Genomic DNA, 13841 nt, shown 5'->3' on the forward strand with positions numbered 1-13841 from the left:
CAGGCCCAATCCGGCGGCCGCCAGGCTCCCCGGTCAGGGTCAGGGTGAGCTGAAGCTGTTGTTGGGAACGATCGAGACGCGCCTGAGGCGGATCGAATCGGCCATCGAGCGCCCCGTCTCGCCCGAGGCAGAGACCAGGCGTGGCAAGCGGATCACGACGCTGGCCGGCCGGTTCGGCACCTGGGCGGCGGTCGCCGCCTCGGCATTGGTGGCGGCGGGCCTGCTGGTCGGGCTCGGGCTGGCGATCCAGGCCATGCGGCAGCTCCAGCTCTCCGACCTTGAGATGCGGGCCGCCGAGGTCGACCGCCGGCTCGATGATACCCAGGCTCAGCTCGAGGCGATCCGCCGCTCGTCCGCCGGCATCGACACGCTGGTGGTCGAGGTCGCCGGCGTCCGCGACGGCTATCGTCAGCTCGACGCGGACGCCAGGATGCTGCTCGGGGAGATCGGCTCCTACATGGGCAAGGCCGAGGAGTTCAACGGCCGGCTCCGAGGGCATGCTGAACGGCTCGACGAGAAGCTGGAAGGCCTCGGCAGCGCGGTCGCGGGGCAGGTCGGCCCATACGTCGAGAAGGCCTACGTCCGCCCCGTCGAGGAGAGCCGGGCGACCCTCGATGACCTGGTGGCCCAGGTCCGGATGCTCCGCGACTCGATGCGGCAACGCGTGGGGCCGGAGCGGGTGGCGGTCGTCGTCTTCGACTCGTCGAGGCTCCGGGCCGAGACCTCCCGCGAGTCCCTCCGCCGCCTCTTCCGCGAGACCCCGCTGCGAGGCGGGTATCGGGGTTTCGAGCCGTCCCTGCACCTGGCCAGTGAGGGAAGGGTCAGAGAGACCCTCATCCCGTTCGGCGAGGAGCCCGTCCCCGCCCGGCCGTTCTCCTCGGAGTGGACGACCGAGGAAGGCAGCGTCGAGCGGGTCGCTTCGTTCGACCCGAAGGTCATCTTCGACGGAGGGCCGGACGACGTGCCACGTCGGGTGGTCCTGGTCGTCAGCCCCCAGGCCGAGGCCCCGGCCGAGGGCGATCCGAACTGGCCGGAGTCGTTGCGGGTCGACGCCGTGATCGTCGGCGAGGGCGAGCCGACGCGGCTCGCATCCTGGGAGGCATTCTGCGGCTCGCAGGGCGGAGGACGGACGCTGACCGTCCCGGAAGCTGGCGAGCCGCTCCTCCGATCGCTCGAGGCGCTGCTCCGCCCCGCTCCCCTTCCTATCGCCGAGGGCTCGTAACCATGCGACGACGAACCGGACCCGCCGCCGCCCGAATCCCCGCGCCCTGGGCCCTCGCCGTGGCGCTGCTCCTCACCGCGGGGACCGCCGCGAGGGGGCAGCAGGTCGAGATCCCGGGCGGCAAGCCCGTGCCCCAGGCCTTCATGCCCGCCCCGGTCGACCCCGACCCGATCACCGGCGAGATCCCCGAGAACGCGCCTAGGGTCGCCTGGCGCGTCTGGGCCGCCCACGCCGACTTCCGGCCCCGATCTCGCCCCGAGCTGGCCTCCCCGCCCGCCTTCGGGAGCCGCGGCCTGTCGTTCCTGGAGCCGAGCCATGTGCTCATGAAGTACCAGGGCAGCGACAACCACGAATACCTGCTGCTGGCTAGCGGCACGCCGGCGACCAACCTCAGCGGGGTCCGGCAGGTCCTCGGCTGGGTCCCGCGCGATTACGTCATCGACGAGGCCCGCGCCGAGCGGTCGGCCGGCAGCGCCGTGCCGGTCAAGGCGATGCTGGTCAACGACGCCGAGCGTCCAGACACGTTCACCGAGGACACGGGGGCCTTCCAGGAGGCGGTTTGGACCCAGGCCGTGCCCGAGCCGCTGGACGACGAGGCGGGCCGGAAGGCCTACCGCCTCAAGCAGTACGCCCTCTTCAATATCTTCTGGATCTACGCCCGGACCCCGCACGGGCCGCTGACGTCGACCGCCGAGGATCGCGACCGGGCGTGGCTACTGATCGGAACGTCGCCCAACCTGACGATCGACGCGATGACCGGCAGCGACAACGCGAGCGAGGTCATCCAGGGCTGGGTCCCGGAGCGCCGGGCGCTGCTCTGGCTAACCCGCGAGGGCCTCGCGTGGGACCGGGCCTCCACCCTGCCCCAGGCCCGCGACCGGAGGAAGGATCGCGGGGCCGTCTACACGTCGGCCGGCGATGCCTACGCGGCCTCCTACCCCGAGACCTTCGCCCAGATGGCCGGCGGCCCGGCCCCGGCGCAGGTCGAGGCAATTGCCACCGAGGGGGCCGTCGAGAGCGACGAGGGGGGCTGGGAGTCCGTCGCCTACAAGCCGCACCACATGCGGATGCCCCGGCTGAACTGGCCTGGCCCCTTCGACGAGGACAAGACCGAATTCCCCGAGCGCGGCGACCCCACGGGCAAGAACGAGCTGATCCGCGTCGGCAGTATCAGCGGCTTCGACGGCCTCAGTCCCGAGGAGGTCGCCGACCGCAACCAGAAGCTCGACGAGATCGGCCGGCTGCTGGAGGTGACCGAGATCCTCTTCGTCATCGACGACACCATCAGCATGGGGGTCCACTTCGAGGCGGTGGCGAAGGCGGTCGAGGCGATCGAGAAGGACGCCAAGTCCCTGGAGTCCCGGCAACGCAGCGAGGGCGGCAAGGCGCCCCTGATCCGGGCCGCCGTGTCGTTCTACAACGACACGGACGGGAGGCCCGAGGGCGCGGTCCCCTACTCGGTGATGCCGCTCCGCCCCGCTGCGGAGTTCGGCGGGTCGATCGCCCGGGAGGTCCGCGGCCACGCGACGAACAACGGCGGCGACGAACGCGAGATGGTCTTCTTCGGGCTGGCCAAGGCGATCGAGGCCGCCCACTTCTCCGCCTTCTCCCGCAAGGTCGTCGTCCTGATCGGCGACGCTGGCGACAAGTCCGACCCTGAGGACCCCAGCCACGCCGAGGCGGTCGGGCGGCTTTTCCGGCCCGCGAGCGACGCGCCGATCGAGCTCGTCTCGGTCCAAGTCGTCCCGCCCCAGCCGGGGGCCGAGAGCGGCGCTTTCGATCGCCAGGTGAGGCACCTGGCCGCCTTCCTCAACGGGAGCCGGCGTGAGGGCGGCCGGACGCTCGGACGCAACGAGATCCTCCGGCCGGGCCAGGAGCTCGACGAGTTGCTCTCAGAGACCTACGAGGAGGTCGTCGCCGAAGCCCGGAGGAAGCGACTGGAGATCGACCAGCTCCGAGCCGGCGACTTCAACACCGAGATCGGCGGCGACATCAAAGCGATCCTCCGACGCCTGGGCATCGACGTCGACGCCATCCGTCGCCAGAGCGAGGGCAAGTTCCAGCTCTTCCGCCCAGGCTACGTCTGGCGCTACCCGCAGGGAATGGAGGGTCGATCCCGCCAGGTGCGGGACGTAGTGCTGCTCAACGGCGCCGAGATCCAGGACCTGATCACCAGCCTGGAGAAGATCGCCGACTGGCGGTTCGGGGGGCCTCAGCGCAGCCGGGCGACGAAGGAGGGCCTCCGCGAGCTGATCGACGCGTTGGTCGGCGAGTATGCCGACGACAACATCTCCTTCCAGGAGGCGATGCGGCGCAGGATGGAGCTGAGGCTCCGCACCGGGCTGCTCGCCCTACGCCCCAAGGCCGGCGAGCTCGACGTCTCGCTCCAGCACATCGAGGACATCCACCATCGCGTCTCACTGCTGCGGGACATCGTGGCCGACCAAGAGCGTGACTGGGTCGTCCGCAGGGTCCCCGACGGCAATCAAGAGCTGATTATCCACACCCCCGGCCCCGAGGTGCGTCAGAGCCGGCGATGGTTCACCATCCCCGGGGGGTCGGCCCGCTGGTACTGGATCGACGTCGAGGACGAGCTGCCCTGATGTTCCACCTCAGCGAGCTAGTCTTCCGCTACCCGGGCCCGCGGCCGGCTCGGCCGACGATCGACCTCTCCGGCGTGCGGCTCGACCTGCCGATCAGCGGGACCCTGGTCCTGCTCGGCGAGTCGGGCTCGGGCAAGACGACGCTTCTCAGCCTCCTCGGCTTGCTCTGGGATCGGCCGGCCGAGTCCGGCGAGCTCACCTACGGGGGCGTCGCCCCGGCGCGGGGCGACACCCGCACCCGGGCCATCCTCCGGCGGTCCGAGTTCGGCTTCGTGCTGCAGTCGGCGTTCTTGCTGCCGCACTTCACCGTGTCCCAGAACGTGGCCGTCCCGCTGGAGCTGGCCGGAATCGATGCGGCCTCGATCCGGGAGCGGGTGGGGCACCTGCTGGGGGCGGCCGGCCTGTCGGACCTCGCGAGGAGGCGGGCACGCACGCTCTCCGGCGGCCAGCGACAGCGAGTCGCGGTGCTCCGGGCGCTGGCACACGACCCTCGGGTCGTCTTCGCCGACGAGCCGGTGAGCAACCTCGACCGCCAGAACGCCGAGGTCGTCCTGGATCTGTTGGCCCGCTGGCGCCTCGGGTCGCTCTTCGAGCGGCAGGAGCGGCGGGATCGCCTGCTCGTGCTCGTCTCCCACAGCCTGCGCCAGGCCAGGAAGATCGCCGACGGCGAGGGGATGGCCCTGCTGCTGCACGAGGGGCGGCTCGTCGGGGGCCGCCCCTACCCGCTGGCCCAGATCGACGACGCGACGATCTACCGGGCGACCGAATCCGGTCTCGAGCCCGGCACCGGTCCGCAGGTCTCCGCCGCGGAGGTGTCGCCATGAGACCATCCGGACCCCGGTTGCCCTATCTGGCTCGGTTCGCCGCCTGCGACCTGTTCGAGCGGACGAGCCTCCGGATTACCGTCGCCGTGATCACGACGATTGCCGCCGTCGTCGCCTTCTCCGTCCTGGCGCGCGGCCTGGCCCTCGGCGCCCATCGGGTCAACGTCCAGCGGCTCCAGGACGACCCGCTCAACCGGTCGCTCTGGTACGGCGTCCGCTCCTCTCGCTTGATGACGGGTGGCCGGATCGCCGAGATCGACGAGGCACTCCGAGCCGCTCTCCCGGCGGGCGCGATCGAGGGGCTCTACCCATACAGCAAGACCCCCGACGACTGGGAATGGCTCACCGCCGACGGCACGAGCATCGAACGCCCGGTCGGCCGGACGATCAGGCCCGAGGACCGCCTGCTCGAGAGCTTCCCGCTGCGGGAGGGTCGACCCCCGATCCTCCGCCTGGACGACGACGAGGGGATCGTCGCCAGTCCGAAGATGCTCGAACTGCTCGGCTACGACCCGGAGTCCCCGCCGCCGGAGTCCCTGTCGCTCCGCAGGGGCCGCCGCGACACGGTTCCTGTGCCCCTGCTCGGCGTCACCGAGAAACCGTTGCCGGACTACGCCGACTTCGTCGTGGGCGAGCGATACGAGGCGAAGCTCAGGCAAATCGACCCCGACCCGGTCCTCGGCCAGCTCCGCAGCGGCCCAGTCCCTCCGGACTGGGCCGCTGCGGCCCGGGAGGGCAGCCTCCCACCAAACGTCTCCGAGACGCTCGACAAGGCCCGGTTGTTCCTGGAGGTCGAGGATCTGTCCTCCGGCTCGCACTGGAACCTCACCTTCATCGGGGACGTCTCCGAGGCGCCCGGCCTGCGAGCCTGGAGAGACCTGCTCGTCGCCCTTGCCGGCGAGATGCTCCGCGCCGGCATGCCGCCGGCACCCCGCCTCACCGAGATCCCCGAAGGGCAGTATGCCTCGGAGGAGGCGGTCCCGTGGGAGGACCATCAGTTCGTCGCCGTCGTGGCCGCCGACATCGAGTACCTCCCCGAGATCGAACGGATCGTCAACGAGACGCTCGCCCGATCGATACGCCCGGAACTGGCCGTCCCGCTCAATCAGGGCGTCTCCGACGAGGTCATCAAGTTCAGCCGGCAGACGAGGGAGGCCTTGAACATCCTGACCTACCTGAGCCTCGGGATTGCCCTGGTCGCCATGCTGAACCTGATGGTCGTCGAGTGGCTACGTGCCGAACGCAAGATCCCCGAGTGGGGGTTGCTCAAGGCCGTCGGCATGACCGAGGCCGAATTGGCCGCACTGAGCGTCTTGGAGGGGGTCGTGCTCGGCACGCTTGGCGTCGCCGCGGGAGCGGCCTTCGGGATCGGCGTCGGCCGATGGGCCAGCGCCTCCTACTACAGGGACCGTCCCCTCGACTCGGAGATGGGCTTCATCTGGTCTCCCCTCCTGCTCCTCGCGATGTCCGGGTTGGTCGTGTGCCTCTGCGGCTTTGGGACCTGGCTCGCCAACCGAACCTCCCGGCGCTCTCCCCCCTGCGAATCCCTTAAAATGCGATAATTAGGGGATTTTTCTGGCCTCTTACAAGGTGGGGATGTTATAGAGGTTGGGAAGCTGAGGAGGGCGTGGGACGCGGCCAAAGTGTCCCTCTCCCGACACCGTCCCGCGTGGGGTGGAGATCAGCGACAGCTCAGGGGGTGAATCATGCGCAACTGGAGCAGAGTGTTCGCGGTGCTGATGGTCGGCTGGTTCGCCCCGTCGCAGGCCGAAGCCCAACAGGGTGGGACCGAAGAGTTGCTGAATTCATGGTTCCAGGAATGGGCGGGGAACCCCTCGAATTTCAACGAGGCCGCCGACGAATTGCCGGGGTGGTTTGCGGTCGATCGCGGGCGGTTGAGCGTCTTCCCGGAGGGCGTCCGATACACGTACGACTTGCCCGAGGGGCGGAAGCTCGAACCGCCCGAGGAGCAGCAGATCCGGGGCGCGATGACCAGCCTGCTCGCGAAGTTCCTCAAGTCCGACATCGACCAGTTCTTCCCCAGGGTCGGCGATGCCGAGCGCCAGTCGATCCGAACGACGGTCCAGGGGAGTCTCGAGGTCGTCGTCCAAGAGGCTCGTGGCGAGCGGATAGATCCGCCCGCCCCGGTCGCCGACGAGGGACCGGTCCAGGCGTCTCCGCAGGGCTGGTTCCTGGCTTCGCCTCAGCACCTTTCCTCGCCGCAACTGGCCAGCAGCCCGACCTCGACAGTGCAGACCTACGCGCCGGCAGATGCCTACGAGAGCTACTGGTCGGGCCGATATGCTGAGGCGGCGGCGAGGCTTCGCGGGCTCGTCGAGGCCGACCCCGACGACGCCCGGGCCTGGTACTTCCTGGCGTTGAGCGAGCGGGCCTCGGGCGCGCCGGCCCGGGCCGAGGCCTCGCTCCGCCGGGGCGCCGTCGCCGAGTCGCGCGGGGGCTCGGGCCGGGAGGTCTCCCTGGCGCTGACCCGCGTCCAGGGGCCGGATCGCCAGTGGCTCGAGGCCGCCCGGTCCCTGCCGGCGGGCCGGGTGGGGATGGACCACTCCCTGGATGTGGCGACGCAGAGCTACTGGTCGGGCCGATATGGCGAGGCGGCGGCGAGGCTTCGCGGGCTCGTCGAGGCCGACCCCGACGACGCCCGGGCCTGGTACTTCCTGGCGTTGAGCGAGCGGGCCTCGGGCGCGCCGGCCCGGGCCGAGGCCTCGCTCCGCCGGGGCGCCGTCGCCGAGTCGCGCGGGGGCTCGGGCCGGGAGGTCTCCCTGGCGCTGACCCGCGTCCAGGGGCCGGATCGCCAGTGGCTCGAAGCCGCCCGGTCGGTCGCCCGCGGGCGACCGACCGGTGAGACGGACCTGGCTTCCCGATTCGTCTCCATCCCATGACACGCATCGGCTCGTCGGTCCTTCCGGTGTGGATCAGACGCTGATTGTCCCCTGGCGGCCCGCCTGGCGAGGCCGTGCGACTGCGTACCGGGGGGTGGAAATCCCCGGGGCGGTGCTGCCGCCCCGGGATCGAGTCGATTGATCGAGATGATATAACTGGTCGAAGCGTAGGGAAGTTGACTCCGTGGCCCCTCAGAACCGGCGAGTTCCGGCCTTTTCGAAGGCGGAGGCGTCGGCGGCGGATTCGTCCCACCGGCCGGCCCCCCCCCCCGCGACGATCCCCGTCCCGGTGGTCATGCCGGGCTCACTCGACGAAACTGGCCCGCACCCGGCGGTGGGCGTCGGTGACGCCGACAAAGTTGCGGTAGACCTCTCCGGGGTCGTCCTACTCGATCGCGTTCTTGAGCCGCTCGACCTTGTTGCGAGCGGGTTGTCCTGCTCCATCCGGTCCCCCAGGATCCCGAGCGGCAGGGCGGCGTTGAGCAGCACGACCCTAAGTAAGCCGACGAGGATATAGCCCGACACCGCGACCGGCCGCTACCGGGGCCTCCGTCTCGGCGAGTCGACGATCGTCTCGGCCGACGGCGCCGGGATAGGCTGGGCCCCAGCCTCGCAGCAGTGCCTCCCGACGGCGTTCCACGACCAATCCGGACGGGCCTGCTTCGGCGTCGAAGTCGTCGAAAGCGGGGTCGCGACGTACCACTCGGCATCTCCCACGTCGGGAGGAGCAACGAGTAGCAGCGAGCTTCGGTGTGGTCGGCCGGGGCGGCGGCCGGAGTCTCCCGGCCGCCCGCCGGCACTCATCAGTCCCTCCTGCAAGGCCGCAGGGTGATGCCCGGGCCCGCAGTTGCCGGAGCCGTCCGCTGGGGCAGAGGGGCCTCAGCGGAGATACCCATCCAGCCAGCCGCGGGAGCCCTGGGGCGGGATCCGGTCGGCGACGTCGGTGCCGTCGGCGATCTCGAAGGTGACCGCCAGGGGAAACCGCCCCTCGGGCGCGCCGCCGGTGAACGGGCCGGCGCCCCAGAACTCGCCGAGGGCAACGAGCTCCAGCCGCACGACCCAGCCCCCCTCGACCTCCACGACGCCGAGCAGCTCGGCCTCGTACCCGCGGTCGCCGCGGTTGGTCTCGAGGTGGACGGAGCCTTCGAGCCGGCCGTCGCGGAGCCGCAGCTCGATCGAGCGAATCTCGCCCTCCTCCCACATCGGCGGCTCGCCCCGGGTGTTGTCGATGAGGTGGAACCGGGCGATCCGCCGCCGGAGAGGCTCCGGGACTTCGCCCCGGGCCAGCGCCTCGTGCTCGGCGGCCGTGACCCAGAGGTTGTCGCGGGAGACGGACTCCTGGAAGATCCGCCGCCAGGGGTCGTCCGTCGGCCCGTAGCCGCCGAGTACCTTGGCCCGGACGCGGAGGACGAGGCCGCCCACGGGCGGCTCGACGTTGTATCGCGGGTCGGCCTCGTCGCTCGAGATCGCCTCGACGGCCCGGCCGGCCGCGGGGCTCGCCTCGAACTCGGCGAGCTTCTGCGTCATCAAGCGCCGGAGCTTGGCCGGGTCGCGGTTGTTGTTGTAGAGCAGGAGGTCGCCGCCGGCCGTGGCGATGTAGAACCCCTGCGTCGTGTCCTCGAAGTCGTCCCGGGGGCCCTGAGCGGCGATCCGGCGGTAGAAGTCGCCCTCCGCGTCGTCCTGCCGGCGCTGGTAGGCTTGGTCAATCGCGACGGGGACGAAGCGGGTCTTCAGCAGGTCGACGATGATCGGTTCGGCGAAGGTCGACGCACGGTCGAGCACCCCGTTGTTTCAGGTGCAGCCGAGCGGGTGGCCGTCCATCGACCAGATGAAGATCGGCTTGCCTTCCTGTGCGGCGGCCCGCTGGGCGTCCAGCAGGCTGACCTTCCAGGGGATCGTCCGCCAGGCGTCGTCGGGGTCCGGCCGAAGCTCCGCGAGCAGGCGGCGGGTCTCGACCTCCGTGAGCTCGCCGCCGCGGCCGTCGGCCGCCGGGGCCCACAGGGCGAGCGACCCGCAGAGGAGGCCCGTCGCGGTTCGTATCATTCGCATCGTGATGGTCGTCTCCGGGACCGAGGTGTCCGGGGCGGGTACCGTACCGAGGATATAATCGAGGTGGGCTTCGATGCAACCAGGGACGCGGCTGGCCCATCCCCAGTCTCATTCGGAGCCCAGAAAAATGGCGGCCTTCGCCGCATCGGTCTGAATGCCTGCGGCGTTTCGGACCGAGGCATGTAACCGGCCGGCGCCCGAGGCGCCCGCGATGTGGACGCCGGGCCTCGGTGCTTTGATCCTCGAGCCTGCGTCGATGGCCGAGATGGTCGGGGCACTCACATGGGGGCGGCACCACCCGTGAGGGCAGGCCAGCACCTCCCTCCCCCAATCGCCTCCTGGCAACGACTCCGGGATGTCGGAAGGCGCCAAGCTACGCCCCGTGCTGTCGAAATCTCAAATCCGGAGATCGTGCGAAAGAGCCGGGCTGAATACGATCAGGCCCGTCCGTCCTCAGGTCGCCCCGCCCGCGAGCTTCGCCGCCTCGGCATCGATCATGTCGGGCTCGCCGATCCTCGCGATCAGTTGATCGGTGCTGGTCGGGTCGACGACCCGGCAGCTCTCGGTCAGCTTCGCGGCCAGCTCGCGCAGCTTGTCCCGCCAGGCGAAGGCGGAGGGGCCTGCGTCGACATCGAGGGCGCAGGCCCGTTCGAACTCGCCTCAGAGCATGATCACCCGCTGGACGTGGCGGAAGACGATCCCCTCCTGCTTGGTCAGGTCGACGCTCGTCACGAACTCGTTGAAGTATGGCGAGCTTGGTCATCTCAGGATTGATGCCGCGAGATTTCGTGCGCGTCCACGAAATCTCGTGGACGCGGATCCAAAGATGATTCATGACAGCCCTGGGACTGACATCAGGGACATGCTCCAAATTACGTTGAAGTGAGACGTTGCGGCCGCGTACCGGGAACGACGTGAGGAACGGCACGGTCTTCGCTACCACCTTCGCGGGTCAAGAACCAATGAGCTGGGTTACCGATGCTGAGAATCTCGGTTTCCGAACAGGACCCGTCGTGCCGCATCATCAAGCTCGAGGGCAAGCTGCTCCAGGCGTGGGTCGATGAGGTGCGTCGCATTTGCGTCGAGGCCGAGGAGGGCTCACTTCCCAGCCTCGATCTTTCCGGTCTGAGTTTTGTCGATCGTCACGGTGCGGAGATGCTACAGCAGCTTCTGCGGCAAGGTCTTCGCATTCACGCCTGCTCCCCGTTCGTGGCGGAGTTGCTGCATTGGGACCGCAAACCAAACCCTTAAGCTCATGGGCTCATTGATAATCACGGTCGGCCTTCATGTGGCGCCCGGGCGATGCCGAGCTTCTGCATCCGGCTGCGGAGCGTGTTGGGATGAAGGGCGAGGATCTTCGCCGCGCCGTGGGGACCATCAATGGTCCACCCCGACTGCTCAAGGGCAGCTACGATATGATTCCGCGTGATCGCTTCCAGGCTTTCGAGCGGCGTCGTCTGCTGCACGCAAGTTACTGCCCGCCCCTCGTCTTCGGGACCCGGCGACCTCGGCGGATTCGCGTCCGGAGGGCGATCGGCCGGCGTGGAGGCGAACACTTCCGGATCGATCTCAAGGGTCGGCCCGTTTGACAGGATGACCGCCCGTTCCAGGACGTTCTCGAGCTCGCGAATGTTTCCGGGCCAGGGATAGCGGTTCAGGCGCTCCAGGGTCGCCTTTCCGACCGACTCGATCCGCACGCCGACGCGGGCCGCGAACCGGGTCACCAGGAGATGCACCAGCAGCGGCACGTCCCCCTCCCGGTCGCGCAGCGGCGGAAGGGCGATCGGAAAGACGTTCAGGCGGTAAAACAAATCCTCGCGGAACGTCCCCTCGCGGATCAACTTCACGAGATCCCGGTTGGTTGCCGCGATGACGCGGACATCGACCTTGATCGGCTCGGCCCCGCCGACCCGCTCGAACTCGCGTTCCTGGAGCACGCGGAGGAGTTTGACCTGGACCTCGATCGGAACTTCGCCGATCTCATCCAGGAAAATCGTCCCCCCGTGGGCCAATTCGAAGCGCCCCACGCGACGACTGATCGCCCCCGAAAACGCGCCTTTCTCGTGGCCGAATAATTCGGACTCGACCAGCCCGCTGGGCAGGGCGGCACAATTCAGCTTGATCAGCGGTTTATCGTGCCGGCGGCTGGCGGAGTGGATGGCGCGGGCGATCAGTTCCTTGCCGGTCCCCGTCTCTCCGGTGATGAGGACGGACGCATCGGTCCTGGCGACACGATTGACCTTGTCGAGCGCCTCCAGCAGGGCCGGGCTTTGGCCGACGATCTCGTCGAAGTTGTGGACCGATTTGATCTCTTCCTGGAGGTAGACGTTCTCGGCGGCGAGACGGGCCTTTTCCTGTTCCATGCGGACACGCTCGGTGATGTCCACGAACATCGAGCGTGTGTATTTGCCGCCGGGTTCCGGCTTCGACCACCACTGCACCCAGACGGAATTGCCGTTGTCTTTGCGGCGAAACTCCAGCACGGCGCCACGGGTGTCCGTGCCGCGACCGACCGACGCGAACGCCTCCTGGACGCGGCGCTGGGCGTCGGGCGTGTCAGGGACGAGCGATCTCCCCACCAGGCCGGGCACGTCCTCGGGCTTGATCCCCAGGATGCGCCGGGCGGCATGGTTGGCGCGGATGAACCGCGATTGGAGGTCTTCTTTGACGTAAGCGATCGGGGCTTCTTCATACAAGTCCCGCAGGCGCTCCTCGCTGGCGCGAAGCTCCCACTCCAGGTGAAGGCGTGCTAGCTCCGCAGCGGCGCGTGCCGCGAAGATGCGAAAAATGAGCAGCTTGCGCGGCTCCTCCGGCATCGAACGGTCGTCGAAGACGGCGAGATGGCCGAGAACCTTGCCTTCCGGATCGCACAGCGGCACTCCCAGGTAACTTTCGAGTCCCAACTCGACCACGAGTCTGTCTTCTGGGAAGTTTTGCCTTACCCCCGAGGGATGGTGGCACAGGTTGCCGTGGACCACGTCTTCACAGGGCGTGCCCGCGAGCGTCCACTCGAAATTCTCAGCGAAACCGTCTCTGGACCAGAAGGCGATCGTGCGGGCCCGGGTACGGGTTCCGGGCGAGGCGAACTCGGCGACGAAGGCGTAGTGCGCGCCGACCGCCTGTGCCAGGTGACGGACGAGGGTCTGAAAAAACTCCGCGCCGGTGCTGTGGGCAGTCCCCTCGACGATCACACGGAGCGCGGCGAGCTCTTCAACGACTCCGCCGGGCAAGTCGTCGGAGTCGTTAGCGGGAGTTCGCTTCTCTCCCACCTTTGTCGAAGTGGTGCGAGTCTCGGCCATAGACATCTGCCCGAGGACGAAGTCCCCAGTCAGTCACCCCCGAATGATCGAATCGACGCACGGTTTCGCGGGACGGTCGGCTGGTCGTCATTTTACCTGCTGTCAGCAAGAATCCGTAGCCGTCGCGCGCGACATTCGCCCCCTTTGTTCGCCGAGAAGGTTCCCGATCGGCGAACGTGCGTGTTGATCCCACGAAATGCCGTACGCTTCCACGAAATATCGTGGCTGTGGAGGCCCGTTTTTCACGTAAAATACCAATTTTTTCATTCGTGGATATGACAAAAATACTTTGTCCGTAATAATTTGCAGCCACGGCCAGGTAAAGCTCCGGGAGATGGCACAGCGTTCGCGTTGCCATTTTCATCAAAGAGTCGCGATGGAACTCATGCCGGAGAACCGGCTGGACGCGGCTCCAAGATGGGCCGAGGAGCGAGTGATGACGACCTTGATACACGATTCCGCCCATCGGAAGAGGGCGATGAGTTCCCAGGCGGAGGCGGTTGGCCGCGAGCTAACTCGCTACGGCCTGGTGGTCGTGGTGGGGTGGATCGGCCTCATGAAGTTCACGGGATACGAGGCCGAAGGGATTCGCCCGTTCGTCGCCAACAGCCCGCTGACGAGCTGGGCGTACGGACTCATGAGCGTACGAGGCTTCTCGGCCGTGCTTGGCGTCGTCGAGGTCACCATCGCGTTGCTCATCGCCGCTCGCCCGTTCTCGCCTCGGGTTTCCGCCCTCGGCAGCGCCCTGGCGGTCGGGATGTTCCTCACGACCCTGAGCTTCCTCGTCACGACGCCGGGCGTCTGGGAGCCGAGTCTCGGTGGCTTCCCCGCCCTGTCGGCGGTCCCGGGGCAGTTCCTCATCAAGGATCTGGCCCTGCTCGGGATTTCGCTCTGGACGCTCGGCGAGGCATGGCGAGTGAGCGATCAAATACGTTGATCGCTAA

General features: G+C 68.5%; 11 protein-coding genes. 8 read left to right on the forward strand and 3 right to left on the reverse strand.

Going from position 1 to position 13841, the window contains the following annotated elements:
• Positions 1–58 precede the first annotated feature (58 nt).
• The 5 genes from ElP_RS20585 (at position 59) to ElP_RS20605 (ending at position 7549) form a co-directional block, all read left to right on the forward strand.
• The gene (locus ElP_RS20585) at positions 59–1222 is read left to right on the forward strand and encodes a hypothetical protein (RefSeq protein ID WP_145272459.1); all 1164 of its coding nucleotides are present in this window, start codon (positions 59–61) and stop codon (positions 1220–1222) included.
• A 2-nt stretch (positions 1223–1224) separates the two neighbouring features.
• The gene (locus tag ElP_RS20590; protein ID WP_145272462.1) at positions 1225–3825 is read left to right on the forward strand and encodes a hypothetical protein; all 2601 of its coding nucleotides are present in this window, start codon (positions 1225–1227) and stop codon (positions 3823–3825) included.
• Positions 3825–4649 (forward strand): ABC transporter ATP-binding protein, encoded by an 825-nt coding sequence (locus ElP_RS20595; RefSeq protein ID WP_197446228.1) that lies wholly within the window; start codon positions 3825–3827, stop codon positions 4647–4649. The genes ElP_RS20590 and ElP_RS20595 overlap by 1 nt, the downstream gene beginning before the upstream one ends.
• The gene (locus ElP_RS20600; RefSeq protein WP_145272466.1) at positions 4646–6211 is read left to right on the forward strand and encodes an ABC transporter permease; all 1566 of its coding nucleotides are present in this window, start codon (positions 4646–4648) and stop codon (positions 6209–6211) included. The genes ElP_RS20595 and ElP_RS20600 overlap by 4 nt, the downstream gene beginning before the upstream one ends.
• Positions 6212–6355: 144 nt before the next feature.
• Complete coding sequence (locus ElP_RS20605) at positions 6356–7549, forward strand: tetratricopeptide repeat protein (protein WP_145272468.1); 1194 nt, start codon at positions 6356–6358, stop codon at positions 7547–7549.
• Positions 7550–8428: 879 nt separating this feature from the next.
• Here ElP_RS20605 and ElP_RS20610 read toward each other — a convergent pair.
• On the reverse strand, positions 8429–9331 hold the full coding sequence (locus ElP_RS20610; RefSeq protein ID WP_145272470.1) for a hypothetical protein: 903 nt from the start codon (positions 9329–9331) through the stop codon (positions 8429–8431).
• Positions 9332–9340: 9 nt separating this feature from the next.
• Positions 9341–9598 carry a hypothetical protein gene (locus ElP_RS20615; protein ID WP_145272472.1) on the reverse strand — a complete coding sequence of 86 codons (258 nt, stop codon included), beginning with the start codon at positions 9596–9598 and terminating at the stop codon, positions 9341–9343.
• Positions 9599–10009: 411 nt separating this feature from the next.
• On the opposite strand from ElP_RS20615, the gene ElP_RS38420 reads away from it, so the two are divergent.
• Positions 10010–10372, forward strand: coding sequence for a hypothetical protein (locus ElP_RS38420; protein ID WP_197446229.1), 363 nt, complete (start codon positions 10010–10012; stop codon positions 10370–10372).
• 204 nt (positions 10373–10576) lie between these two features.
• Complete coding sequence (locus tag ElP_RS20625) at positions 10577–10849, forward strand: STAS domain-containing protein (RefSeq protein ID WP_145272473.1); 273 nt, start codon at positions 10577–10579, stop codon at positions 10847–10849.
• A gap of 20 nt (positions 10850–10869) precedes the next feature.
• On the opposite strand, the gene ElP_RS20630 is transcribed toward ElP_RS20625, so the two are convergent.
• Positions 10870–12897 carry a sigma-54-dependent Fis family transcriptional regulator gene (locus ElP_RS20630; protein ID WP_145272475.1) on the reverse strand — a complete coding sequence of 676 codons (2028 nt, stop codon included), beginning with the start codon at positions 12895–12897 and terminating at the stop codon, positions 10870–10872.
• Positions 12898–13375: 478 nt separating this feature from the next.
• Between ElP_RS20630 and ElP_RS20635 the strand changes: the two genes are divergently transcribed.
• Positions 13376–13834 (forward strand): YkgB family protein, encoded by a 459-nt coding sequence (locus tag ElP_RS20635; protein WP_197446230.1) that lies wholly within the window; start codon positions 13376–13378, stop codon positions 13832–13834.
• Positions 13835–13841 lie beyond the last annotated feature (7 nt).

The organism is Tautonia plasticadhaerens, from assembly GCF_007752535.1.
GTDB lineage: Bacteria > Planctomycetota > Planctomycetia > Isosphaerales > Isosphaeraceae > Tautonia > Tautonia plasticadhaerens.

Bases quoted from the DNA above. Each gene is read 5' to 3' on its own strand.
- ElP_RS20590 (WP_145272462.1), top strand. From the start codon at position 1,225: ATGCGACGACGAACCGGACCCGCCGCCGCCCGAATCCCCGCGCCCTGG.
- ElP_RS20595 (WP_197446228.1), top strand. From the start codon at position 3,825: ATGTTCCACCTCAGCGAGCTAGTCTTCCGCTACCCGGGCCCGCGGCCG.
- ElP_RS20600 (WP_145272466.1), top strand. From the start codon at position 4,646: ATGAGACCATCCGGACCCCGGTTGCCCTATCTGGCTCGGTTCGCCGCC.
- ElP_RS20605 (WP_145272468.1), top strand. From the start codon at position 6,356: ATGCGCAACTGGAGCAGAGTGTTCGCGGTGCTGATGGTCGGCTGGTTC.
- ElP_RS20615 (WP_145272472.1), bottom strand. From the start codon at position 9,598: ATGCGAATGATACGAACCGCGACGGGCCTCCTCTGCGGGTCGCTCGCC.
- ElP_RS20625 (WP_145272473.1), top strand. From the start codon at position 10,577: ATGCTGAGAATCTCGGTTTCCGAACAGGACCCGTCGTGCCGCATCATC.
- ElP_RS20630 (WP_145272475.1), bottom strand. From the start codon at position 12,897: ATGGCCGAGACTCGCACCACTTCGACAAAGGTGGGAGAGAAGCGAACT.
- ElP_RS20635 (WP_197446230.1), top strand. From the start codon at position 13,376: ATGAGTTCCCAGGCGGAGGCGGTTGGCCGCGAGCTAACTCGCTACGGC.